The organism is Methylomicrobium album BG8, from assembly GCF_000214275.2.
Taxonomy (GTDB): Bacteria; Pseudomonadota; Gammaproteobacteria; order Methylococcales; family Methylomonadaceae; genus Methylomicrobium; species Methylomicrobium agile.
On the sequence record NZ_CM001475.1, the window covers coordinates 2,892,854 to 2,916,336 of the forward strand.

Annotated in this window: 20 protein-coding genes and 1 pseudogene; 12 read left to right on the forward strand and 9 right to left on the reverse strand. The window is 55.6% G+C overall.

Going from position 1 to position 23,483, the window contains the following annotated elements; all coding sequences use genetic code 11:
• Positions 1-297: 297 nt before the first annotated feature.
• Entirely contained in the window at positions 298-960 is a 663-nt protein-coding gene (locus tag METAL_RS12375) for an N-acetylmuramoyl-L-alanine amidase family protein (RefSeq protein WP_245549360.1), read from the forward strand.
• Between the two features lie 74 nt (positions 961-1,034).
• Here the strand turns inward: METAL_RS12375 and METAL_RS12380 are convergent, their stop codons facing one another.
• Positions 1,035-1,637: an RnfABCDGE type electron transport complex subunit B gene (locus tag METAL_RS12380; RefSeq protein WP_245549361.1), complete on the reverse strand. Its 603-nt coding sequence runs from the start codon at positions 1,635-1,637 to the stop codon at positions 1,035-1,037.
• Positions 1,638-1,793: 156 nt separating this feature from the next.
• On the opposite strand from METAL_RS12380, the gene METAL_RS12385 reads away from it, so the two are divergent.
• On the forward strand, positions 1,794-3,104 hold the full coding sequence (locus METAL_RS12385) for a sigma-54 interaction domain-containing protein (RefSeq protein ID WP_005372834.1): 1,311 nt from the start codon (positions 1,794-1,796) through the stop codon (positions 3,102-3,104).
• On the opposite strand, the gene METAL_RS12390 is transcribed toward METAL_RS12385, so the two are convergent.
• On the reverse strand, positions 3,105-3,944 hold the full coding sequence (locus METAL_RS12390) for a DUF2231 domain-containing protein (RefSeq protein WP_213069382.1): 840 nt from the start codon (positions 3,942-3,944) through the stop codon (positions 3,105-3,107).
• A 63-nt stretch (positions 3,945-4,007) separates the two neighbouring features.
• Positions 4,008-5,249 carry an EAL domain-containing protein gene (locus METAL_RS12395; RefSeq protein WP_005372836.1) on the reverse strand — a complete coding sequence of 414 codons (1,242 nt, stop codon included), beginning with the start codon at positions 5,247-5,249 and terminating at the stop codon, positions 4,008-4,010.
• A 360-nt stretch (positions 5,250-5,609) separates the two neighbouring features.
• On the opposite strand from METAL_RS12395, the pseudogene METAL_RS12400 reads away from it, so the two are divergent.
• Positions 5,610-5,966, forward strand: a pseudogene (locus METAL_RS12400) (pyridine nucleotide-disulfide oxidoreductase); the annotation flags it as partial.
• 830 nt (positions 5,967-6,796) lie between these two features.
• Here the strand turns inward: METAL_RS12400 and hrpA are convergent.
• On the reverse strand, positions 6,797-10,711 hold the full coding sequence (gene hrpA, locus METAL_RS12405) for an ATP-dependent RNA helicase HrpA (RefSeq protein WP_005372837.1): 3,915 nt from the start codon (positions 10,709-10,711) through the stop codon (positions 6,797-6,799).
• 87 nt (positions 10,712-10,798) lie between these two features.
• Positions 10,799-11,389 carry a Uma2 family endonuclease gene (locus METAL_RS12410; protein ID WP_005372838.1) on the reverse strand — a complete coding sequence of 197 codons (591 nt, stop codon included), beginning with the start codon at positions 11,387-11,389 and terminating at the stop codon, positions 10,799-10,801.
• A gap of 134 nt (positions 11,390-11,523) precedes the next feature.
• On the opposite strand from METAL_RS12410, the gene METAL_RS12415 reads away from it, so the two are divergent.
• Positions 11,524-12,516 (forward strand): SPL family radical SAM protein, encoded by a 993-nt coding sequence (locus METAL_RS12415; RefSeq protein ID WP_005372839.1) that lies wholly within the window; start codon positions 11,524-11,526, stop codon positions 12,514-12,516.
• Positions 12,504-13,226 carry an SDR family oxidoreductase gene (locus METAL_RS12420; RefSeq protein WP_005372840.1) on the forward strand — a complete coding sequence of 241 codons (723 nt, stop codon included), beginning with the start codon at positions 12,504-12,506 and terminating at the stop codon, positions 13,224-13,226. Before METAL_RS12415 ends, METAL_RS12420 begins: the two co-directional genes overlap by 13 nt.
• A gap of 16 nt (positions 13,227-13,242) precedes the next feature.
• On the opposite strand, the gene METAL_RS12425 is transcribed toward METAL_RS12420, so the two are convergent.
• Positions 13,243-13,551, reverse strand: a complete 309-nt coding sequence (locus tag METAL_RS12425; protein ID WP_005372841.1) for a (2Fe-2S) ferredoxin domain-containing protein — start codon at positions 13,549-13,551, stop codon at positions 13,243-13,245.
• Between the two features lie 200 nt (positions 13,552-13,751).
• Here METAL_RS12425 and METAL_RS12430 point away from each other — a divergent pair, with 200 nt between their 5' ends.
• Entirely contained in the window at positions 13,752-14,120 is a 369-nt protein-coding gene (locus METAL_RS12430; RefSeq protein ID WP_005372842.1) for a hypothetical protein, read from the forward strand.
• A 267-nt stretch (positions 14,121-14,387) separates the two neighbouring features.
• Positions 14,388-15,020 (forward strand): FHA domain-containing protein, encoded by a 633-nt coding sequence (locus tag METAL_RS12435; RefSeq protein WP_005372843.1) that lies wholly within the window; start codon positions 14,388-14,390, stop codon positions 15,018-15,020.
• A 20-nt stretch (positions 15,021-15,040) separates the two neighbouring features.
• On the opposite strand, the gene radA is transcribed toward METAL_RS12435, so the two are convergent.
• Together radA and METAL_RS12445 are read right to left on the reverse strand one after the other, a co-directional pair.
• Complete coding sequence (radA, locus tag METAL_RS12440; RefSeq protein WP_005372844.1) at positions 15,041-16,414, reverse strand: DNA repair protein RadA; 1,374 nt, start codon at positions 16,412-16,414, stop codon at positions 15,041-15,043.
• A 24-nt stretch (positions 16,415-16,438) separates the two neighbouring features.
• Positions 16,439-16,777 carry a hypothetical protein gene (locus METAL_RS12445; RefSeq protein ID WP_005372845.1) on the reverse strand — a complete coding sequence of 113 codons (339 nt, stop codon included), beginning with the start codon at positions 16,775-16,777 and terminating at the stop codon, positions 16,439-16,441.
• 85 nt (positions 16,778-16,862) lie between these two features.
• On the opposite strand from METAL_RS12445, the gene METAL_RS12450 reads away from it, so the two are divergent.
• From METAL_RS12450 to METAL_RS12465, 5 genes are all read left to right on the forward strand, one after another.
• Positions 16,863-19,037, forward strand: a complete 2,175-nt coding sequence (locus METAL_RS12450) for a type I secretion system permease/ATPase (RefSeq protein ID WP_005372846.1) — start codon at positions 16,863-16,865, stop codon at positions 19,035-19,037.
• Positions 19,038-19,103: 66 nt separating this feature from the next.
• Positions 19,104-20,465 carry an HlyD family type I secretion periplasmic adaptor subunit gene (locus METAL_RS12455; RefSeq protein ID WP_005372847.1) on the forward strand — a complete coding sequence of 454 codons (1,362 nt, stop codon included), beginning with the start codon at positions 19,104-19,106 and terminating at the stop codon, positions 20,463-20,465.
• Positions 20,466-20,533: 68 nt separating this feature from the next.
• Complete coding sequence (locus METAL_RS12460) at positions 20,534-21,172, forward strand: response regulator transcription factor (protein ID WP_245549362.1); 639 nt, start codon at positions 20,534-20,536, stop codon at positions 21,170-21,172.
• A 209-nt stretch (positions 21,173-21,381) separates the two neighbouring features.
• Positions 21,382-21,504: a TolC family protein gene (locus METAL_RS21860; RefSeq protein ID WP_281023964.1), complete on the forward strand. Its 123-nt coding sequence runs from the start codon at positions 21,382-21,384 to the stop codon at positions 21,502-21,504.
• Positions 21,505-21,565: 61 nt separating this feature from the next.
• The gene (locus tag METAL_RS12465; RefSeq protein ID WP_051040378.1) at positions 21,566-22,624 is read left to right on the forward strand and encodes a TolC family outer membrane protein; all 1,059 of its coding nucleotides are present in this window, start codon (positions 21,566-21,568) and stop codon (positions 22,622-22,624) included.
• A 44-nt stretch (positions 22,625-22,668) separates the two neighbouring features.
• Here the strand turns inward: METAL_RS12465 and folP are convergent, their stop codons facing one another.
• On the reverse strand, positions 22,669-23,466 hold the full coding sequence (gene folP, locus METAL_RS12470; protein ID WP_040578543.1) for a dihydropteroate synthase: 798 nt from the start codon (positions 23,464-23,466) through the stop codon (positions 22,669-22,671).
• Between the last annotated feature and the right edge of the window lie 17 nt (positions 23,467-23,483).

A 23,483-nucleotide genomic window follows, 5' to 3' on the forward strand; every position in this document is an offset into this window, starting at 1 on the left:
CCGAGCGCTCGTGATACCCCTTTGCCAGCTCGGGTTGCCCCCAAGGGCACGAATCGTTGTAGGGTACGCTGTGCGCGTACCATTGGAGGGTGAAAAGGTACGCACAGCGTACCCTACAACTGAAGGATGTATTAAAGCTTGCCGTTCTTGGCTTCTGGCATTCCCTGCCTGAATGACGACTTTCTCATCTTAACTTAATGGCATGAATGCCGGCCTTTGATAAACTTCCTATAGATGCCCATCCAATACCTGTTATTACTGTGTTCCCTCCTAACCTTCCCTGCCTACGCTGTGGATGTGGCGCTCGACGTCGGACACTCCCGGCGCAATTCCGGCGTGATCAGCGCCAGCGGCATACCCGAGTGGGAACTGAACCGGCAGCTTGCGGAAGAAGTAGCGGGCCGGCTGGAGCAAATGAATGTCAGCTATCGCTTGATCGGCGCGGACGGCGCGATGGAGGTATTGACCGAACGGACCGATCTGGCGAGGCACGACGCCTTTTTCATCTCGCTGCATCACGATTCGGTCCAGCCTGCATGGCTGGAACGGGCCGACCGCTACAGCGGCTACGCGCTGTTCGTCTCACGCCTTAACCCGAAAATCGGCGAGAGCCTTGCCTGCGCAAAGGAGATCGGCGACCGCCTGCTGGCGGCCGGTTTTAAGCCGTCCCTTTATCATGCGGCCCCGATTGAAGGCGAAAACCGGCCGTTCGCGGACCGGAGCCGCGGCATTCATTATTACGATGGGTTGGCGGTGCTGCGTACCGCGCGGCAGCCGGCCGTGCTGATCGAGGCCGGTGTGGCGGTAAATCCGGAAGACGAAATCCGCGTCACCGGTAAGGCCGGCCGGGCTCGGGTTGCCGAAGCGGTGAGTCGGGGTGTTGCGGATTGTTTACGGATCATTCGGGCGCACGCCTCGGAACGGAGCGTGCGGAACCGAAATAAAACGAAAACCGAGTAATTTGACGGAAATAATTCGGCAGGGGATCAGACCTGCCAGGTTTTAAAAACCTGGCAGGTCTTACGGAAAGCATTTTATAGAACTCCTGGCGGCTTAGCCGCAGACTGTACTTTGCTCAGCAGAGCTGCTTTCTTCTCGCGCGCCCGCGCCGCCTTTTCCGCTTCCTCGCGGGCGATGCGCAGGCCACGCAATTCATAGCGGCTTCTAGCCAGTTCCGCGCGTAACGGCTTCAATCGTTTGGCAAGCGCCGGGCTTTCGGGTGGGGTTTCCCGCATCTCGATGCAATCGACTGGGCACGGCGCAATACAGAGTTCGCAGCCGGTGCATTCGGTAGCGATCACCGTATGCATCTGCTTGGCGGCGCCGAGAATCGCATCGACCGGGCAAACCGCCAGACATTTCACGCAGCCGATGCAGTCTTCTTCGACAATCATCGCAACGGTCCTGGGTTTATGTTCGCCGCAGGCGGAATCGAGCGGCTTCGGTGCAACACCCAACAAATCCGCCAGCGCCCGAATGCCTTCTGCGCCGCCGGGCGGGCAACGGTTGATATCGGCTTCGCCCGCCGCAATGGCCTCCGCATAGGGCAAACAGCCCCGGTAGCCGCATTTGCCGCATTGGGTCTGAGGCAACAGGGAATTGATTCGATCGATCACTTGCGCTTGAACTCGTTGCAAAAAGGCAATTATACTCCAGAAGCCCTCTGCTCCATCCTTCGCTCCCGCAGGCGCATTGAATCCGCCTTTCTCCGCGAAATGCCCATGATTGATTTGCCTGTCCGGCTCGGCTAATATCGGCGTTCCCAACGCTTGCGATTATCCCCGTTCCGATCGATGCCTGACACCTTGAACCTGCCGTCGGCCTGGCTTGGACGGCTCGACAGCCGTTCCGCCCTGCTCGAATTTCTCCAGCTATGCCGCCCTATCGCCTTTTATCTCGTCGACCGGGATCAGCATCTGCTGCACTGGAGCCCCGGCGCCGCGCAGTTGACCGGCCTCGATCCGGGAAATACCTGTCCACCGGAATTCCGGATCCATGCGGAGGCGGAAGATACCGTCCACGCCGGCGGCATGGTGACATTGCACCGGTCCGCCCGGCTGCTTTACGGCCGGGATGGGGCCGTGGCCGGCGGTATCGCACTGTTGACATCGGACGCCGGACAGGAAAATCCGGTCGGCGAATCGAGGAATACGGCCGAGCGTGAGCGAAACTTTCAAGGCATCATCAGCCGTTCGCCGGCGATGCGCAATGTGTTCCAGATCATCCGCAACGCGGCCGAAACCGAGGCGACGGTGTTGGTCCGGGGCGAGAGCGGCTCCGGAAAGGAACTGGTCGCCAGGGCGATTCATAACCTCAGCGCGCGCCGAAACGCGCCGTTTCTGGCCGTCAACTGCGCGGCGCTGTCCGCGAATCTGCTCGAAAGCGAACTGTTCGGCCATGTGCGCGGCGCATTTACCGGCGCGATCAAGGACCATAAAGGCGTATTTCAGCGCGCGGAAGGCGGCACGCTGTTTCTGGATGAGGTGGCCGAACTGCCGCTGGAACTGCAGGCCAAACTGCTGCGGGTGATTCAGGAAAGAAATTTCATGCCGGTCGGCGGCGACCGCCTGATCGGCGCGGATGTGCGGATCGTGGCCGCGACCCACCGCTCGCTCAGGGAAGAAGTCAGGAGCGGGCATTTTCGCGAAGATTTGATGTACCGGCTGCGCGTCGTGCCGATCTTCATTCCGCCGCTCCGGGAGCGGCGCGAAGATATCAGTCTGCTGATCCGGCATTTCATCGCTCTGCATAATGCCGGCAAGTTCAGAAAAATCGAGAAGATCGACCCGCAGGCGATGCGCCTTTTGCTCGACTATCACTGGCCGGGCAATGTTCGGGAGTTGCACAACGTGATCGAATACGCGTTCGCGGTCGGGCGCGGCACGACGCTACGACCAACCGAACTCCCTCCCGAATTTACCGAACCGAAAACGGCCGTGCCGGACGCGGCGATGAAATCCTTACCGCTGCGCAGCCCGGAGCAGGAGAAACTGGCGATCGGCGAAGCGCTGCGGCAAAGCCACGGCCGCGTTACCGAAGCGGCCCGGCTCGCCGGCATGAGCCGGGCGACATTCTGGCGCAAGCGGAAACATTACGGTCTTTGATTATTCGCTTGCAGCCGGATGATCGTGAGTATGGTCATGGTCATGGTCATGGTCATGGTCATGGTCATGGTCATGGTCATGGTCATGGTCATGGTCATGGTCATGGTCATGCTGATCGTCATGGGCTGGCTCGGACGCAGGCAAGGATTCGTGCGCGTGTCCTGAATCAGGATCGGGATCGAAAGCCGGCCCATGATCATGTTCGTGCGCCGCCTCCTCGCCCGAGTGACTGTGCATCAGCGCCTCTTCGGTAACCGGCACCGCGGATACCGCCACCCCGTAACGGTACACCATCAAACCGCCCAAATCGGCGCCCAGCACCAGCACGCCGCACATGATCGCGGCCAGTATCAGAAACAAGGTATTGGCCGCGCCCTCGATCGCGACGCCCTGCAGGGCGCGCCATGCGGAAAGCAGCAGCGACAGGATCAGAACGGTCAGCATGAAATGCTCGTGTCTCTCCATGATGCCGTGCACATCGCCCCCGTGCGCCACCGAATTGGCGGCGATAAAGCCGGCCGCCGCGGTAAAAATCGCGGAAACAGCGCCCAGGTATAACAGCCAACTCGCAACCGCACGCCAGGACGGCTTTCGAAACAAACTGCCCGCCAGATCCAGCAAGAAAAAAGCCGATAAAAACGCGATCGGGAAATGCACCAGCAGCGGGTGGATGTTCTGCATCGAGGCGATACCCGGAAAAACTTCCGCAAATATTTCCGGCGGCTCCATGCCGGCCAGTTTTTCGAGAAAGTCCAAAAGGCCCGCCACGGCTGCCGCGATGCCGCCGCCGTGGTCGGCGCCGCCGTGAACCATAAAAGTCAAAGAATGGAATAAAGTCATAATGATGGTTTTGAATTGAAGACTGAACACTCTACCGAATGCCGGGCAAAAAACCAACTTTCTTCAAGCCGGATCGAACAGTAACGAAGGCTTGCCGACATAATAGCCCTGCGCATAATCGACACCCAAAACCTTCAATTTCTCCAACTGCTCGGCATTTTCGACATATTCGGCAATCGTTTCCCGCTCGAATAATTTCGCCGCCGAGCAGATAAAGCTGACGACCAGTTCGGAATAAGGGCATTTGAGAATATTCTGCATGAACAAGCCGTCGATCTTGAAAAAGTCGACGTTGAATTTGGACAGATTGGCGAGGTTGCTCGATCCGATGCCGATATCGTCCAGCGACAGCAAACAGCCCAGATTCTTCTTCAACTGCCGCATGAACTCGCAGGCATTCTGATAGTCGTGGTCGGCGACCGTTTCGGTGATCTCGAAGCAGATCTTTCTCGAATCGATGCCGTAATACCTGAAGTTCTGTTCGACTTTCCCGATGAAGCCGGGATAGCGGATCGTGCTGCCGGAAATGTTCAGTGAATAGACGGCATGCTGGGGATTTTCGGCCAGGTAACGGCACAGTTGCTGCACGACGTAAAGGTCCACTTCGCGGCTGATGTGGAACAGCTCGGCGGCCCTGAGCAGGCGCCGTTGCGTCAGGCTGTCGCCCTGGTCGCTTTTATACCGCAGCAGGACCTCGGCTTTTTTTTCGGCGTCCGCGCCGTTGATCGGCGATATCGGCTGCGCGAACAACACGAAGGCATGGTTGGTCAGCCCTTCCCTGAGCTCCGGCAGCAATTTCAACAGGTCGTAATATTCGTGCAGCACCGGATCGTCGTATTCGATCAGCTTGACGACGCTGTTGCCGGCCCGCTTGGCTTGAAACAGCGCTTCGTCCACCGCGGCCAGAATGCGTTCGGGCGTTTTATATTCGGGCGACAACGAGGTTACACCGATAATCAGCTTCGGATAATAGGCGATGTCCGCCACAATAATACATTGCTGGTCGATCAGATGGGCCAGCTGTTCGGCGAATTGCATGCTTTCCTGCACCGGCAATTTGAGCAGGATGCCGAAGCGGTTGCGATCCAGTTTGCCGATACGGGCACTCGCGATCGACGCCACTTTACCGATGATCAGCGACTGTATCCGGGAAAAAAGCTCTTCCGCCGCCGCGGTGCCCTGCGTCAGGCTGGCAAGCTGCAGAGTATGGTTGATCTCCGCATACAGGAGCGTATATCGGTCCCGATTGGTTTCGGCAATCCGTCCGACTTCTTCGATGAAAGCGATCCGGGTCAGTAAATTCATAAACTAACCGAAATGACGCCTTGAGAATGCGGGACAGCTCCGAAGGCCAGCATCCGGCAATGAACGGCCCACTGGATGAACTTAATGATTTCAGTCCCCATCGATATTTAAACAGTACAAAGCGGCATCGCCCTCTCGCCAGCGGAGACGCGCTTGATTTCGGATGTGGGACAGGGCGGTTTCCGTTGGAGGACGGCCGGAGAAAAACAGTATCAATAAGGAAAACAGGTTTGACATGCGTGCATTGTACAGTAAACGTTGTCAGGATTCTTCCGGTTATTCGACTTTTAACACGCTGCAGGAATAACACGATGACGAGCTTACAAATCCGCCTGCTTGCGATCATCGTTCTCGCAATCGGTCGGGCTGAACGAACAGGAGGCAAAGGAACAAGGCATCCCTTATGAAACCAGCCTCTACGATCTGGCCGAGCTGGGCCGGGCAATCGCGGACGGCAAAGGACAAGGTTTTGTAAAAGTCCTGACCGTTCCCGGAAAGGATAAAATCCTCGGGGTTACGATCGCAGGGGAACATGCCGGCGACCTGATCGCCGAATTCATTCTCGCGATGAAGCACCGTATCGGTCTGAACAAGATTCTCGGTACGATTCATATCTATCCGACCCTCGCCGAAGCGAATAAATACGCCGCGGGAGTGTGGAAACGCGGACATCAGCCGGAAACCCTGCTGAAATGGCTGGCTAAGTTTCATGCCTAGCGGCGGGGATAAACTTGATTGGGGAAAACCCTAGCAAAACGATCAATACGGGAGAGGGGTCAGGATGTGCCCATTCCTCAAGGTCATTCCCTTTTTTGAGGAAAGTCGTCCACTTCGAAACCGGCCGGCTCTGAGCCTGAAATGATACATCGCCATTTTATTCACAAAGTTTGTGGATAACTTTGTGGATACATTGTTTTCGGGCTCTCCAAAGTACCGTTTTTATTACCCCTCGGTCAGTTTGTATAAAAACGAATCAATCCACTGAAGCAATAATAAATCAATGACTTGGATCATCTACTGGGTTTTTTGTCGGCCTTGTCCGGCATGATGTAAGTCATTGATTTCTTCTGTGCATAAACGCCCTCGTTAAGAAACCGGTTGTCAACGGCAGACGGGTTTTCCGATCCGGGAATTTACCGGTTTCGCCCTCAGCGTCCCGCCGCGATTGCGTAAGCCGCACAGAGACAGAAGCGGCCCGCTCCGTTCCGCGTGCTTCGGAAACCGTTCCGTTCCTTCTTGGCTCTCGACGCTTGACGCGGATCCAATATTTCCTTCACGCGAAAAAGCATCGAAAATATTTATTCACAAAACCTGTGGATAACTTTGTGGATAGATTGTTTTCGGGCTTCCAAAAGTGCCGTTTTTATTGGATTTTGGTTAGTTTGTACAAAAACGAATCAATCCACTGATACAATAAAAAATCAATGACTTACGGATGCATCAAAGATTTTTCACCGTACAGCTTGACATCCTGTAAGCCATTGATTTCATCCTGTGCATAAATGTTATTGAGTCAAAATATCGTGCGAGAATGTTCGAATCCCGGATCAGCCGCGTTCATCCCAGGCTTTTTCGAGCCGTTTCGCGGACACCGGAAATGCGGTCTTCAGTTGCTGCGCATACAGCGACACCCTGAATTCTTCCAGCGCCCAACGGAACGGATCCTGTTCGGGGATGACGGTCTCTTTTTTTGACTTCTTCTCGACATCCTGCCAAAAGCGGATGGCATAACGCTGGATTTCCTGATTTTTTTGCGGATCGTTCACAAACTTGTCCAGCCGGTACAGGACCGCTTTCAAATAACGCGGGATCGCCTTGAGCTGGTCGTACGGGGTGTGCCGGATAAAGCCGGCGTAGATCAATAGGTCGAGCTGTTGATTTACATCTTTGGCCAATGAATCGTTAGGGTTCAGCTTGCCTGTGCGGGCTTTGATGTCGGCGTATTGCAGCATGATATCCGGAACGATCTTGCCGATGTCGTTCGCCGCAGCGATCAGATTCGGCTTCGCCGCTTGTAGATTGCGTTCGAACGCTTCCTTGTTTCGAATCGTCCGGCCCTCGATAAACACATGGCTCAAAATGCAGAACAGCAAATCCTCCTTATACGAACCGGACCGCTGATATTGGATGATCGGATGTTTCGGCAGGCGTTGATAAGCCAGTTCGGCAGCGGCCGATTGCGGCGCGTTTTTCTGGATATAGGTGCATTCCTTACGCAACTGCAATTGGTACAAGCGCATCAGACCGGCCTGATGCTGCTGCGCGGCCTTGCGTTCGGTGTCGAACAGCCGCACGCCGACCGCATCGCCTTCGTCGACGATCGCGGGGTAGCCGATGAACGACTGGCCGCGCTGCATGAACTGGCGCGTATCCGGCAGATCGCCGAACGCCCACTGAATGCAGCCGGTATAATTCAATTCGTCGGCGGCCAGCTGGTCGAAGCTGTCGCCAGCCACAACCCCATGTTTAGCCTGGAGTTTTTTCAGATCGCGACCGTAATCGAGCAGCTTGCCCCGGTCGTCGACGACCCGGAAATTCATCTTTAAATGCTCGGGTAAGGACTCCGGATTCCAGGCGTTCAGCGGAATCGCCTCCCCGGTCAGCTTGCGCAACCGGTTGCCGAGCCATTCGTATAAAGAACCCTTGAAATCCGGCTCGATTTCGAGGCATTTTTTGACCGTTTCCGGCACCGGCACGAAATGCTTCCGGATCGGCTTCGGTAGCGACTTGACCAGCGCGACGCATTTCTCTTCGAGCAGCCCCGGCACCAGCCAGTCGAACGGCGTCTGCGAAACCTGGTTCAACTGATGCACCGGGATGATCGCGGTCACGCCGTCCTCGTCGTGGCCGGGCTCGAAGCGGTATTGCAGCCTGATCGTCAAATTGCCGACTTTTTTGCTGTCCGGATAATCCCACTCGTTCACCGCATGATCCTGCTCGCGGGTCAGGTCTTCCCGGGTCAGAAACAGGCATTTCGGATTGTCGCGCTCGACTTTCTTGCGCCACTGATCGAAGGTAACCCCGTTCACGACCTCGGCCGGGATCTTCTCGTCGTAAAACCGGTATAGCCATTCCTCGTCCTCGATCAGATCGACACGGCGTCCTTTGTGCTGGATATAGCCGACTTCTTCCAACAGTGTCCGGTTCGCGAGATAGAACGGCGCGTTGCTGTGATAATCATGATCGACCAGCGCCGAGCGGATGAAGATCTCGCGCGCCGCCTTCGGGTCGACGTGTTCGTAAGGCACCTTGCGCCCGGCCTGCAGCGTCAGGCCGAACAGCAAGGTGCGTTCGTGCACCGCAGAACGTGCCGCTTTCTTTTCCCAGTGCGGATCGTAATAATTGCGCTTGACCAAATACTCCGCGCATTCTTCGATCCATTCCGGCTCCACCTTCGCGACGGTCCTCGCGTAGATCTTGCTGGTCTCGACCTGCTCGGCCGCCATGATCCATTTCGGCCGCGCCTTGTACTGGCCGGAGCCCGGAAAGATGAAGAACTTCAAGCCGCGCGCGCCAAGATATTCGTATTGCTCGTGCCGGAAACCGATATTCGAGAGCAGGCCCGGCAACAGCGCACGGTGGATTTCCGCATAGCTGGCCGGCACCGTATTGATCTTCAGGTTCAAATCGCCCTTGATCACCTGCATGATCTGCGCGTGGATGTCGACCCATTCGCGCATCCGGATGTAGGATAAAAAATGGTCGCTGCAGTATTTGCGCAGTTTGTTGTTCGACAGATGCTTCTTCTGTTCCTCGAAGTCGTTCCAGAGGTTCAACAGGGTCAGAAAATCCGAATCCTCGTGGCGAAAGCGCGCCTGTTTCGCCTCGGCCTGGGCCAGCTTGTCGGCCGGTTTCTCGCGCGGATCCTGAATGCTCAGCGCCGAAACGATGATCGCGACTTCATGCAGCGCGTGCTGCTTTTCGGCCGCGATCAGCATCCGGGCCAGGCGCGGGTCGGTCGGAAACTTGACCAGTTGCTTGCCGATCTCGGTCAGTTTGCCCTGCTTGTCCAGCGCGTTGACTTCCTGCAAGACGGTCTTGCCGTCCCGAATCATCTTGTCTTCGGGCGGCTCGATGAACGGAAAATCTTCGATGTCGCCCAGGTTCAGCGCAGTCATTTGCAGGATGACGGCCGAGAGGTTCGTGCGCAGAATTTCCGGTTCGGTAAACTCGGGCCGCGCCTGATAATCTTCGGCCGAATACAGCCGGATGCAGATGCCTTCGGCGACCCGGCCGCAGCGCCCTGCCCTTTGGTTCGCGCTCGACTGCGAAATCCGTTCGATCGGCAGACGCTGGATCTTGCTGCGATGGCTGTAGCGGCTGATCCGCGCATGGCCGGTATCGATCACAGCGCGGATGCCGGGCACGGTCAGCGAGGTTTCGGCGACGTTGGTCGCCAGTACGATCCGGATCTTGCCGCCTTTCGGCTTGAACACCCGCTCCTGCTCGCTCGTGCTCAGCTTCGCATATAACGGCAGGATTTCATATTTGCTCGGATGGTGCTTTTTCAGCGATTCGGTCGTTTCCTTGATTTCGCGCTCGCCGCTCATGAAGATCAGGATGTCGCCGCGCACGTCGCGGACCAGCTCGTCGACCGCCTCCAGAATCGCCTGCTGCAGGTTGTCGCTGGTCTCGTCGTTCGCGGTTTTCTTGCCCTCTTCGTCCTGTTCGGTTTCCTCGACCGGCCGATAGCGGATCTCGACCGGATAAGTGCGGCCCGAAACCTCGATGATCGGGGCATCGAAGAAATGCCGGGAAAAGCGTTCCGGGTCGATCGTCGCGGAAGTAATGATCAGTTTTAGGTCGGGCCGCTTCGGCAACAGCCATTTCATGTAGCCGAGCAGGAAATCGATGTTCAGGCTGCGCTCGTGCGCCTCGTCGATGATGATCGTATCGTACTGGTTCAGATAAGGATCGTTCTGCGTCTCGGCAAGCAGAATCCCGTCGGTCATCAGTTTGACCAGCGAATCGGCATGGGTCTTGTCGGTGAAACGGACTTTGAAGCCGACCGACTTGCCGAGCGGCTCGCCGAGTTCTTCCGCGATCCGGTCCGCGACCGTGCGCGCGGCGATCCGGCGCGGCTGGGTATGACCGATGAAACCGCCCGAACCAAGCCCGATCGACAGGCAGATTTTCGGCAGCTGCGTGGTCTTGCCCGAGCCGGTCTCGCCGCAGACGATCACGACCTGATTGTTACGGATCAGTTCGGCAATTTCGTCCTTTTTGCCGGTGACCGGCAGATCGGGAAAATTCAAGACCGGTACGCTCGCCAAACGCTGCCGGCGTCTTTCGGCCGATTGCCCGATCTTCGCTTGCAGCGCAGCCACTTGCGCGATCGGATTCTTGCCTTTCTGATATTCGTTGCGCAAGCGGTCGAGCTGGCGCTTAAAACCGTGCCGGTCCTGGTTTAGGCACTGCGGTAACTGGCGGGAGAGTTGCTTGAGGGTTTCGCTGAGGGACATCAAAACAGCCGGTAAAATGCGGCCATTATACGATAAATAAACCCGAATCAGACCTGCCGGGTTTTCAAAACCTGGCAGGTCTGTAAGCTAATAGTCGGTTGGCAAACGCGCGGCCAGTTCGTCCCACCGGATGACCATCTCCGGCAAAATGCCGACCACGGTTTCGCCTTTCAATTCATAGATTTCCGGCTTGCCGTATTCATCTCCCTGCAAACGGTAAACCGTCAGCACGCGATCGACCGGGTGTACCAGCCAATATTCGCGAACCCCGTGCCGTTCGTAGAGCCGGCGTTTTTTGATCTGGTCGTGGCCGGCGGTTGACGGCGACAACACTTCCACGACCCAGTCGGGAGCGCCCCGTATTCCCCTGCGGTCTATTTTGTCGGAATCGCAGACAACCAACACATCGGGCTGTACGACAGTGTCAATCTGGTCGTCCGATTCAGCATATTTAGGTAAGCGCACATCAATTGGCGCAATAAAAGCTCGGCAGGATTTGCCCTTTAAAGCTTGCCGGATTTGAAAGTAAATTTCCCCCGCAACATCCTGATGCGCCACGTCAGGCGCCGGGGCCATCAAATAAGCCGCTCCGTCAATCAATTCGTAACGCGAATCGTCATGCCAAGTCAAATAATCGCCGTAGCAATGCGACACCGTATCTTTTAAAGCCAAACTCATGATATTACCTCACTTTTTCCGGTTAATTTACGGCAGAATTAGACGGCCTGCAATAGCAACTTAACTTAATTCCGGCATGAAACCCGGAATTTTGTACAATGTAGGACCATCTTTTGCCGCTTTCCTGATCCCCCATGATCGAAACGATTTACATCGAAGAAAACCTGGCTGACCATCCGCGCGTACAGGAAATCGTCGCCCGCTTTCCCGAGGCACGCCGAATTCCCTGCGGGCGCTACGGCGAGGTGTTCAATCCGAAAGCGCAGAATTTCCGGCTGCAAAAACGGCGGCCTGCGCTGATCCTGGCCGAAAAATTCAGGAACTTCGCCTTGCCGGCGCCGGCAGGCTACGGGATCGGCGCACACCGCAATTATTATTTCTCGCACATGCTGAATTGCCTGTACGATTGCCGCTACTGTTTCCTGCAGGGCATGTACCCTTCCGCGCATTATGTGCTGTTTGTCAATTACGAAGACTTTCAGCAGGATATCCGCCGCATCGCCGAAGCGCATCCGGACGAAGCGGTGCATTTCTTTTCCGGCTACGACTGCGACAGTCTGGCGCTGGAACCGGTAACCGGCTTCGCCGCGCATTTTCTGCCGTTTTTCTCCGAAATCCCGAATGCCTGGCTCGAACTGCGCACCAAAAGCGCCCAGATCAGACCCTTGCTGGCGCAGGCGCCCTTACCGCGCTGCATCGTGGCGTTCAGCCTGAACCCCGAGCAAATCAGCGAAAAACTCGAACACAAAGCTCCTTCCCTGCAAAAACGGCTCGATGCGGTCAGAAAGCTGCAGGAACAGGGTTGGCCGGTCGGCCTGCGCTTCGATCCGCTTATTTTTCAACCGGACTACCAGGACCGATACCGGCAATTCTTCGGCCAGGTTTTTGCGCATGTCGACCCGAAGCGCTTGCATTCGGTCAGCCTCGGCGCTTTTCGCCTGCCCGAGCAGTATTTCAAAAAAGCCCAAAAGCTCTACCCCGATGAAAAACTGTTTGCGGGTCCGATGCAGTTGAAGGAAGGCATGATCGGCTATGAAGGTCCGCTCGAAAAAGACATGCTGGCGTATTGCGTCGACCTGCTGTCGCATTACATCGCCTCCGAACGGTTTTTTCCATGCGCAGCGTGAAGCGCGCCATTCTGGTGACCGGCGCCAGCTCCGGCATCGGCCGGGCCGTTGCCCGGCGATTATTGGCGGAAGGGCACGAGGTGATCGGCGTATCACGGGATATTCGTAAATTCAACCACGGACGGGAAGGCTTCCATGCACTCGAACTGGACCTCGCCGATCTGGCCGCCCTGCCCACCCAAATCGCCGGCATTGCCCAACGCTTCCCTGAACTCGACGCTGTCGTATTCAGTGCCGGCATCGGACGTTTCGGGGCGCTCGAACAATTTTCCTATGCGCAGATCGAAACCTTGATGGCGGTCAATTTTACCGGCCAGGCCTTTCTGGCCCGCGCTCTGCTGCCGCAGTTAAAGCGCAAGGCCCGCAGCGATCTGATCTTTATCGGCTCGGAAGCGGCATTGAAAGGCTCCCGCCAGGGCGCGGTTTATTGCGCCGGCAAGTTTGCGGTGCGCGGATTCGCCCAGGCCTTGCGCGAGGAATGCGGCAAAAGCGGCCTGCGCGTTGCGCTGATCAATCCCGGCATGGTCAAGACCGAATTTTTCGACGAGCTGTCTTTCGAACCCGGCGACCACGCCAGCAATTACATTCTGCCGGAAGACGTCGCCGAAACGGTTTCGTATGTGTTGAATTCGCGCGCGGATATCGTGATCGACGAAATCAGCCTGAGCCCTTTGAACAAGGCCGTAAAGTTCAAAAAACCCGACCGATGACCGTCCGTCCGACAGGCTAAATTTTCAGCCGCTCGACGACCCTGCCGCCGATCAGATGCTCCTGAATGATCTCGTCGATATCCTCCCGGTTTTTAAAGGTATACCAGACGGCTTCGGGATACACCACCATCACCGGCCCCTTGTTGCAACGATCCATACAGCCCGCGTTATTGATCCGGCACTTGCCGGGGCCGCTCAATCTCAGTTTCTTGATCTGCTCTTTCGCGTAATCGCGCAGGGTCTGAGGATCATGATCGCCGCAGCTGCTTCTGCCGTCATCGCGCCGATTGGTGCAAAAGAATACATGGTGCGTGTAATAACTCATCACAAAAAATAAAACGGGTTTTGATGCGCGGAATTATACCCGAGCAAACTACGGACCGCGCGAAGAAATGACCAAACCGATTTCTCCGGGCTTAAACTCTGCCCGCCCGATTTTCTGGAGGCGGAACTTTTCCGGCGCCTCCGGAATCTTTTTAATCGTATTTTTCGAATTTCCCCACAACCCCTAATAAGGAAATCGCCATGAAGCCACTGAAAATAACCGTCGCTACCTTTTTCCTCTCGCTCGCTTTCAGCCTGCCCAGCCATGCCGGCAGCACGGACACTCCCGATGAACCGATGAGCATGCAAAAAGGCATGGGAATGAAAGGACCTAAGTCGAAAGAGGAGCTGGAGCGGCATCTGCGGATGAATCAGGAACAGATGCTGAAGATGCACGATCTCTCCAATCGGATTCTGTCCGAAACCGATCCAAAGAAAAAAGAACAACTGAAAAACGAGCAGCTTGAACTGATGAAAACGCACCACGAGCAGATGATGACAAAGCGGATGGAAAAAAAGCAACGTCATCAAAAAACGATGGAAAAACCGGCCCCTAAATCAACCCCATAAATATCCGCCGCCTTTCCTTCCACGGATCATTTCCGGACGCTTCCCCGACAAGCCGGGGCCCGCTCGTTCTGCAATTTTGCGGTTACCGCCAGAACCATCGCGCCTGGCACAGATAACCCCCATCCCGGCAGTTTCTGTCCTTGCCGGAATGGGGCACTGCGAACACATCGTGCGTTTACGCTGATTCTGCAGCATCAGTTGCTTGAATATCAAAAAAAATACTGTCTATAATTTAAGACAGTTATTTTTATCGATCCGCTGAATAAAATGCCAAAACTGACTGTTTATTTCAAAGATAAAGAAATCGAATCCTTCGCGCTCGATGAAGGAAAGGTACGAATCGGCCGCGACGAGACCAACGAAATCATTATAAACAGTCTTGCGATCGCGCCGGTTCATGCGGTAATTGCATTCAGTAAAGGAGTTGCAACGATTAGGGCGTTACAGGATGAATTTCCGATTACCGTGAACGGGGGAAAGACCAAAGAAGCCATTCTCAACGAAAACGATATGATTGCCCTGGGCAAACATCACGTTCTGTTCAATAACGCAAGTTCGGTCGGCGGACCGGAACCGTTTGACGAAACCATCGAAAACGATCCGTCGGTGCCTCTTCTTTTCGGCCTAGAGCCCAAACTGCCCAACGGCAATTTTCAGATCATGGATGGAGAAAATATCGGCAAAATCATTCCGATCAAAAAAACGATGGTACAGTTGGGCCGCCCGGGCCAAGGCATTGTCGTAGTCACCCGGAAAAAAGAAGGCTATTTCGTCTCCACGCTGGAAAACAAAGGTTCGCTGACCGTCAACGGCGAACCGATCGCAAACCGGATCGTCAAGTTGAGCAATAACGACATTCTGGGCATCAACGACAAGTCCCTGCAGTTTTTTCTGAGCTGAGAACGGGCTTTACCGAGGCTCTACAGTTCCGAGGCGATATCCAGTACCTCCGCCAGTGTGGCGACCGGATAGACAGTCAGCTCGTCGATCGGCTTTTTGGGCGCATTCGCTTTCGGTATGACCGCCTTTTTAAAACCGTGCTTGGCAGCGTCGTTGAGCCGGGCGTAACCGTTCGCGACCGGCCTGATCTCGCCGCTCAACCCTACCTCTCCGAAAAAAAACACGTCATGCGGGATGATTTTATCGCGCAAACTCGAAACGATCCCGATGATGATCGCCAGATCCGAACTGGTTTCGGTCACCTTGATGCCGCCGACCACATTCGCGTAAATTTCGTCGTTCGCGGTAAAGACCCCCCCATGACGGGCCAATACGGCGAGCAGCATCGCCAGCCGGTTTTGATCGAAGCCGACCGCAAGGCGACGGGGATTGCCGTACTGGCATTCGGTCACCAGCGCCTGAATTTCGACCAGCAAAGGCCTCGTCCCTTCCCACAGCACGGTCACCACGCTGCCCGAAGAGGGCTTTTCCGGCCGGTTCAGAAACATCGCCGAAGGATTCCTGACTTCCTTCAGGCCCGCGCTGTCCATGGCGAAAAAGCCGAGTTCCCCGACGCTGCCGAAGCGGTTTTTGTCCGCCCTCATCACGCGAAACCGGGCGTCATCGGTAGCGGCCAGAATCACCTGGCTATCGACGATATGGCTCAAGGTCATCGGCCCCGCCAGCGACTGATCCTTGGTCACATGGCCGACCAGAAACAGCGCGACGTTATTCTTTTTGGCATACTGGGTCAGATAACTTGCCGATTCACGCACCTGCGAAACGGAGCCGGGCGCCGATTCGGCCTGCTCGGTGTAAACGACCTGGATCGAATCGACCACCGCGACCTGCGGTTCGACCTCGTCCATGACATCGGCAATCCGCTGTACCGAGGTTTCGGCAAGCATCAAGATCTTGTCGGAGGGCAGCTTGAGCCGATGCGCCCGGTCGGCAATCTGACGCAGCGATTCTTCACCGGAAACATACAGAACCTTAATGCCCTGCTGCGCGATATGGGCGATGATTTGCAGCAAAATCGTACTCTTGCCCGCCCCCGGCGCGCCGCCGATCAGAACCACGCTGCCTTTGACCAGGCCGCCGCCGAGAACGCGGTCGAATTCCGACATGCCGGTCTGAATTCTTTCTTCGCGCGCCCAAACGACATCGGACAGCCATTGCACTTCGGACTTGCCGCCCGCATAGCCGTCCCGGCGTTTATGACGCTCCGCCGTAGCGCCGAGGCGCACTTCCTTGATCGTATTCCAGGCGCCGCAACCGGTGCATTGGCCGCCCCAGCGCGGAAAGTCGGCGCCGCACTCCGTGCAGACGAAGGCGGTTTTCTCTTTTTTGCTCATTCGGTCTGAAGCGCGCTGCGGCGCCTAAAAAATTCTATCGTCCTTGTCGACCAGGTTGGCCAACATACCCAAATCCTCGCGCAGCCGCCTTCGGGAACCGAGCTTACGCTGTACCGCTTCCGGCAATTCGGTAAAAGTAAACACGTTTTTGGCAATCAGCAGTTCGATCAAATCCTCTATCACCCGGATCATATCAGAATCACTATCCGACAGCGAACGCCGGGTTTGTTCGGTAGGCGCGCAGGATAATAAAAACTGCTGAATCTGCGCATCATCACCGTCCAGCCACTCGGCCTCAGCTTCTGGCGGCGAATGATGCAAGCCAATGATTTCGCCCGCGCCGTTACGGCTGATGTAAGGCATGAGATTTCCTTAAAAAATTATTAATATGCTATTCTAATAAGTTATACAGAATGTGCAATAGCGCCGAATTAAAGAGACCTCCGCCATGGAAAAAGTCATAGCTCCTGCTTTTATTGCCCCAGCACGCCCTTCGCCGCAGCCGAGCGCCCGATTCGACGATCCGTTGTTGCTTTCGCTGCTGTCGATGTGTAAACTTCTGCATACGCCCCAGTCCGCCGATGCCTTGACGGCCGGCCTGCCGCTGGTCGACAACAAGCTGACGCTGCCGTTATTCATCCGGGCCGCCGAGCGGGCGGGACTTTCCGCCGGCTATGTCAAACGCCCGCTACAAAAGATCTCGAATCTGGTCCTGCCGGCCGTCTTATTGCTGAACGACGAAAAAACCTGCATTCTGCTCAGAAAGGAAAACGGCCGCTGTACTGTCCTTCTGCCCGAAACCGGCAGCGGGGAAAAAACGCTCGCGGAAGACGAACTGGCCGCCGAGTACAGCGGCAGCGCCATCTTCATACAACTCGCCCACCAATTCGACGACCGTACCGCCGACTCGATAACGCCGAAAATCAAACACTGGTTTTGGGATGTCATCTATAAGTCCTGGCCGATCTACAGCGAAGTCATGATCGCCTCGCTGCTGATCAACCTATTTGCACTGGCTTCGCCGCTCTTTGTAATGAATGTCTACGACCGCGTCGTGCCGAACCATGCGGTGGAAACACTGTGGGTATTGGCGATCGGCGTCGGCATCGTGTTTACGTTCGACCTGATCATGAAGGCGCTGCGCGGTTATTTCATCGACGCCGCCGGCAAACGTTCGGATATCATCCTGTCCGCGACAATCTTCGAAAAAGTGCTCGGCATCCGGATGGAAGCCAAACCGGCCTCGGTGGGCACCTTTGCGAACAATCTGCACGAGTTCGAATCGTTCCGGGATTTCCTGACTTCAGCCACATTGACCGCGCTGATCGACCTGCCCTTCCTGTTTTTATTCCTTGGCATCATTGCCGTCATCGGCGGCAAACTGGCGCTGATACCGCTACTGATCCTGCCGTTGGCGATTCTCGGCGCGATCAGCGTCCAGCAGCCTTTGAAAAGAACCATTTCCGAACTGTTCAAGTTCTCGGCGCAAAAAAGCGCGACCTTGATCGAAGCGGTTTCCAGCCTCGAAGTTTTAAAAAGTACCGGTGCCGAAGGCCAGATGCAGCGGCAATGGGAACAAACGATCGGACAAATTTCCAGACTGGGCCTGAAATCGCGTCTTTATTCTTCGTTGGCAGTCAATCTGACGGCATTTTTACAACAACTGGCATCGGTTTTGATCGTCATCGCCGGGGTCTACCAAATCGCCGAAGGCGAACTGACCACGGGCGCCCTGATCGCCTGTACGCTGCTGACCGGCCGGGCTCTGGCGCCGATCTCGCAGATTGCCGCGCTGTTGACCCGCTACCATCAGGCGCGCGCTTCTCTGGACTCTTTAAACCATCTGATGTCGCTGCCGATCGAGCGGGAAGCGGGCAAACAATTCCTGCACCGGTCGTCGTTCAGAGGCTCGGTCGAATTCAAAAACGTCTCGTTCAGCTATCCCGGACAGCCAGTCAAGGCGCTGGACAATGTTTCCTTCAAGATCAACGCCGGCGAGCGCGTCGCGATCATCGGCCGAATCGGCTCCGGCAAAAGCACGATCGAAAAACTGATGATGTCCTTCTATGAAGCGCAAGAAGGCGCCATTCTGATCGACGGAACCGACATGCGGCAGATCGACCCCGCCGAACTGCGCCGGCAGATCGGCTATGTGCCACAGGACATTACGCTGTTGTTCGGCAGCGTGAAGGACAATATCACGCTCGGCTCCCGCTACGCAGACGATAACGCGGTACTGACCGCCGCCGAAATTGCCGGCATAACCCAATTCACGAACCGGCATCCGGCCGGCTTCGACATGCCGGTCGGCGAGCGCGGCGCCGGCCTGTCGGGTGGGCAGCGCCAAAGCGTTGCGGTCGCCAGGGCCTTGCTGCTGGCTCCCCCCGTCTACATCATGGATGAACCGACCAATGCGATGGACAACAGTTCCGAAGAAGCCTTCAAGCAACGTTTCGCCGGACAACTCCATCATCGCACGCTGATACTGGTGACCCACCGCGCTTCCCTGCTGACCCTGGTCGACCGGCTGATTGTGATGGACGGCGGCCGCATCGTCGCCGACGGTCCGAAAGAACAAGTGCTCGAAGCGCTGAAGCAGGGACAAATCAAAGTCGCTTCATGAGCTTTAAGGCTTCCGTCATATCGTTAAGTAAAGTATCCGGCCATTCCACGACTCAGCCATTACGCCATGAATCTCCTGAAAAAAATCACCGAATTCAATGCCGAACAACAGCAATTGTCCGAAGACAAGGATTTTGTTTCCGACATTAATGCGGTCAACCTCTATGGCGTTCCCATCCATTCGCATCTGATACTGCTGCTGAGTTTCGCTTTCATCGTGATTGCACTGCTCTGGGCCGGTTTTGCGACGCTGGACGAAGTGACCCGCGGTTCCGGCAAGATCATTCCTTCCAGCCATATCCAGATCGTGCAAAATCTGGAAGGCGGCATTCTGTCGAAAATTCTGGTCAAGGAAGGCGATCAGGTCGTCAAGGGCCAGGAGTTATTGCAACTGGACGATGTCAGGTTCGCTTCTTCGTTTAATGAAACCAAGCTCAAATACTATGAACTGCTGGCCAATAATGCCCGCTTGACCGCCGAGACTACGGATCAGCCGCTGGCCATTCCGCAGGAAGTGGTCGACAATGCCCCCGAGCTTGCCGACCATGCCGAACAGCTTTACCGTTCCCGTCTGTCGGAGCTGGAGGCGTCCACCAGCGTACTGTCGCAACAGGTGCGTCAAAAAGAGCAGGAACTGGTCGAATTGAAATCGAAGCAGGAGCAGCTTTCCCGTAGTTATCAACTGCTGCAGAAAGAAGTCCAAATGTCCGAACCTTTGGTCGCCAACGGCGCTTTGTCCGAAGTCGAGATGCTCCGGCTGCGGCGCAGCGCCAACGACCTTCTTGGCGAATTGGATTCCGCAAAGCTGTCGATTCCGAGAATTCAGGCCTATCTGAGCGAGAATAAAAGCAAGCTGGCCGAAATGAAAATCCGCTTCCGAACCGAAGCATTAAAAGAACTGAACGAAACCAAAGCCGAGCTCGACAGAACGAAAGCGTCGACGCTCGCGCTGGAAGACAGGGTAACGCGGACGCGCATCCTCTCGCCGGTCAACGGCACGATCAAGCAGCTCAAGATCAGCACGATCGGCGGAGTGATCCAACCCGGCATGGATCTGATCGAAATCGTCCCGATCGACGACACCCTGCTGGTCGAAGCGCAGATCCGGCCGGCGGATATCGCTTTTTTGCACCCCGGCCAGGATGCGATGGTCAAGCTGACGGCTTACGATTTCTCCATTTACGGCGGCCTGAAGGCCAAACTGGAGCATATCAGCGCGGATACGATCATTAACGAGGAGGACAAAAAAAGCTATTACTTGATCCGCCTGAGGACCGGTAAGAATTATCTGGAAAAAAACGGCGAAAAGCTGCACATCATTACCGGGATGAATGCGGATGTCGATATTCTAACCGGCAAAAAGACGGTGTTGGACTACTTGATGAAGCCGATTCTGAAGGCTAAACAGCATGCAATGAGGGAACGATAAAAGGCAGTCTTCGTTTGGACTTTCCCTCTTTAATACCGAAATACCGACTCAAGGATCATCGGCAAGTGGTGAACATTTTAATCTCGGCAGCTAATCGGCACACGGCGGATCAATGGACTGCGCACCTTGCGGCCGAATACGGCGTGTTAATCGCCAGTGATCACCTGCCGTCAGTAGATTTCGTGCAGAAAGAACAGGCCGAAATGGCGATTGTGGACGGCGAACTACTCGCCGGTGAATCCTCCGCTCTTACCCCTCTCATCCGTATAGGCTTAAAAATCCTGGTTATCGGCAAAAACTGGCCCGCAGAGAAGCAAATCGATTTACTGATCGCCGGCTGCTACGGCTATTGCGAACGCGACGCCGTCGCGGAAGTGTTGCCGAAAGCCGTCAGCAGTGTCATAAAAGGTGACATCTGGATTCCCCGGCAACTGATTTCCAAAGTCATCGGCATGCTGGCTACATTGAGTTCACGTGGAAATCAGGCCAATACCCGTTACCGCAATAAAAAAAAGAATCTGGACCTTCTGACGCAGCGGGAAACAGATGTCGTCAAAATGCTGGGCGAAGGACTGAGCAACAAGTCGATCGCCTCCATGCTGAATATTTCCGAACGCACGGTCAAAGCGCACTTGACTTCGATATTTCAAAAGCTTGAGGTTGAGGATAGGCTACAGCTCGCCTTATTATTAAAAGATAATAATTGACCCTTAAAGTAAAATTATATTAAGATTAATTGAACTTCAAGTATAAATATTAATTATACATTTTAACAGATTGATTTTATTAATAAATTGAGGCATCTCTTATGAGGTTGAATATCGGCACTGCCATATTGGCTGGCTTAATGTCCGCAAATGTAACGGCGGAAACCTTACAGGAAGCAGTACGAAAAACAATTAAGGAAAACCCTGATTTGCAAAGCTTCAAAGATGCCAGGCTGGCGGCGGAAGAACAAATCGCCCAGGCCCGCGCTTCGTTTTTTCCGACCATCGACCTGCAAGGCGGCTACGGCTTCGAACAACCCGACAACGCGTAACCGAGCGGTCACTTCGATCAACCAGACGGTAAAACCCGTCGGCAGCAACAAGCTCGGCACCGTGGTTTACGACCGGGCCGAATCCTCGATTCAGCTCCGGCAAATGCTGTTCGACGGTCTGGCGACGCCGAATGAAGTCAGCCGGACCAAAGCCGCCACCAACGCGCGCGCCTTCCTGGTATATAGTCAATCGGAATACCGTGCGCTGGAAGCGGTGCAGGCCTATCTGGACGTTTTGCGCGCGGAAGAACAGTTACAGGTCGCCAAAGAAAACTTCGAAGCCCACCTCAGCACCAACGATCAAATCACGATGCGCAGCCAGCAAGGGGTCGGCAAAAGAGCCGATATCAACCAGTCGACCGCCCGGGTTTCGAGAGCCGAAAGCAATCTGCGTAGCGCGGAAGGGAATTTGACCGACGCCAAAACCCGCTATTTGAAAGTCGTCGGCGCTTTGCCCGGCAAGCTTGAAACGCCTGCCGGTCCTGACGGCAAGCTCCCCAAAAACATCGATGAAGCCGTCGAAGTGGCCGTTGCGAGCCACCCACAGTTGAAATCGGCCAATGCCGACATCGAGGAAGCGCATTATCAACACGAAACCGCCGCCGCGCCGTTCATGCCGCGCGTCGATTTCGAATCCGGCGCCACTTTCAACAACAACCTCGACGGCATTCCCGGCAAGAACGAAGACGTCACTGCCATGGTCCGCGTCCGCTACAACATCCTGAACGGCGGCAAGGACCTGGCCCGCAGGCGGGAAACGGCGCATCAAATCTCCCAGGCCAAGGACATCCGGGACAACACTTATCGCGAGGTCGTACAGAACATGCGCGAATCCTGGGTGGCCTACGTAACGCGCCAAAGCCAGTTGGAATTGAACAAGCAATACTGGGAAAACAGCATCAAGGCGAGAGAAGCCTACCAAAACCAGTTCAATATCGGCCAACGCACCTTGCTGGACTTGCTCGATACTACGAACGAAATGTTCATTGCCCAAAGCAACTACATCGATTCCAAATACGAGGAGCTTTTCGCGGCTTACCGGATTCTGGCCGCCGAGGCGAGTTTGAACAATTATCTGGGCGTTGCGCTGCCGGAAGAATCCAAACTGCTGGAAAACTGATCTAAAAAAGGCTCCCTAAGGGAGCCTTTTTCATTATGCCGGCTTCATCGACGTGCCCTGCTTTGCCTGATCGCCCAGGCAACGTCCGCCGCCTGCCGGTTTTCCTTCACGTCATGCACGCGGAACAGCTTGACGCCTGCCATCACACCCAGCGCGGTTGTGACTGCGGTCGCGGTCACCAGCTCGGCTGGCTCCCGAACATTGCACAACGAGCCCATGAAACGCTTGCGGCTCGTCCCCAGCAGTACCGGATAGCCGAGTTCGACGAACGCATCCAGATGCGCCAACAGATCGAGATTATCCCGTTTGCGCTTACCGAAACCGATGCCAGGATCGAGGATAATCCGCTCCCTTTTGATACCGGCCTGCAAAGCCGCCTCGACGCGCCCCTGCAAAATCGACCTGACTTCGCCGACCACATCGTCATAATACGGATTGTCCTGCATCGTTTTCGGCGTTCCCTGGCTGTGCATCAGCACGATCTGCGCATCCCGGCGCGCCGCCAGCGTCAGGATGCCGGGGTCGCCGGTGCCGCCCGAAACGTCGTTGATCATATCGGCTCCCGCCTGCAAGGCCGCCTCGGCGACTTCGGACGACGTCGTATCGATACTGATCGACAAACCGGGCAATCGGCCTCTGACCGCCTCGATCACCGGTACGACCCGACGGATTTGTTCCGCGACCGGCACCGGATCGGCTCCCGGCCGGGTCGATTCGCCGCCGATATCGACGATATCCGCGCCGTCGGCCGACATCCGCTCGGCCTGCAGCATCGCCGCGTCGACCGTGGCATATTTTCCGCCGTCGGAAAAACTGTCCGGCGTCACGTTCAAGATTCCCATGATCAGCGGTTTTTCGA

Bases quoted from the DNA above. Each gene is read 5' to 3' on its own strand.
- METAL_RS12385 (WP_005372834.1), top strand. From the start codon at position 1,794: ATGCCTGACACCTTGAACCTGCCGTCGGCCTGGCTTGGACGGCTCGAC.
- METAL_RS12390 (WP_213069382.1), bottom strand. From the start codon at position 3,944: ATGACTTTATTCCATTCTTTGACTTTTATGGTTCACGGCGGCGCCGAC.
- METAL_RS12395 (WP_005372836.1), bottom strand. From the start codon at position 5,249: ATGAATTTACTGACCCGGATCGCTTTCATCGAAGAAGTCGGACGGATT.
- hrpA (WP_005372837.1), bottom strand. From the start codon at position 10,711: ATGTCCCTCAGCGAAACCCTCAAGCAACTCTCCCGCCAGTTACCGCAG.
- METAL_RS12410 (WP_005372838.1), bottom strand. From the start codon at position 11,389: ATGAGTTTGGCTTTAAAAGATACGGTGTCGCATTGCTACGGCGATTAT.
- METAL_RS12415 (WP_005372839.1), top strand. From the start codon at position 11,524: ATGATCGAAACGATTTACATCGAAGAAAACCTGGCTGACCATCCGCGC.
- METAL_RS12420 (WP_005372840.1), top strand. From the start codon at position 12,504: ATGCGCAGCGTGAAGCGCGCCATTCTGGTGACCGGCGCCAGCTCCGGC.
- METAL_RS12425 (WP_005372841.1), bottom strand. From the start codon at position 13,551: ATGAGTTATTACACGCACCATGTATTCTTTTGCACCAATCGGCGCGAT.
- METAL_RS12430 (WP_005372842.1), top strand. From the start codon at position 13,752: ATGAAGCCACTGAAAATAACCGTCGCTACCTTTTTCCTCTCGCTCGCT.
- METAL_RS12435 (WP_005372843.1), top strand. From the start codon at position 14,388: ATGCCAAAACTGACTGTTTATTTCAAAGATAAAGAAATCGAATCCTTC.
- radA (WP_005372844.1), bottom strand. From the start codon at position 16,414: ATGAGCAAAAAAGAGAAAACCGCCTTCGTCTGCACGGAGTGCGGCGCC.
- METAL_RS12445 (WP_005372845.1), bottom strand. From the start codon at position 16,777: ATGCCTTACATCAGCCGTAACGGCGCGGGCGAAATCATTGGCTTGCAT.
- METAL_RS12450 (WP_005372846.1), top strand. From the start codon at position 16,863: ATGGAAAAAGTCATAGCTCCTGCTTTTATTGCCCCAGCACGCCCTTCG.
- METAL_RS12455 (WP_005372847.1), top strand. From the start codon at position 19,104: ATGAATCTCCTGAAAAAAATCACCGAATTCAATGCCGAACAACAGCAA.
- folP (WP_040578543.1), bottom strand. From the start codon at position 23,466: ATGGGAATCTTGAACGTGACGCCGGACAGTTTTTCCGACGGCGGAAAA.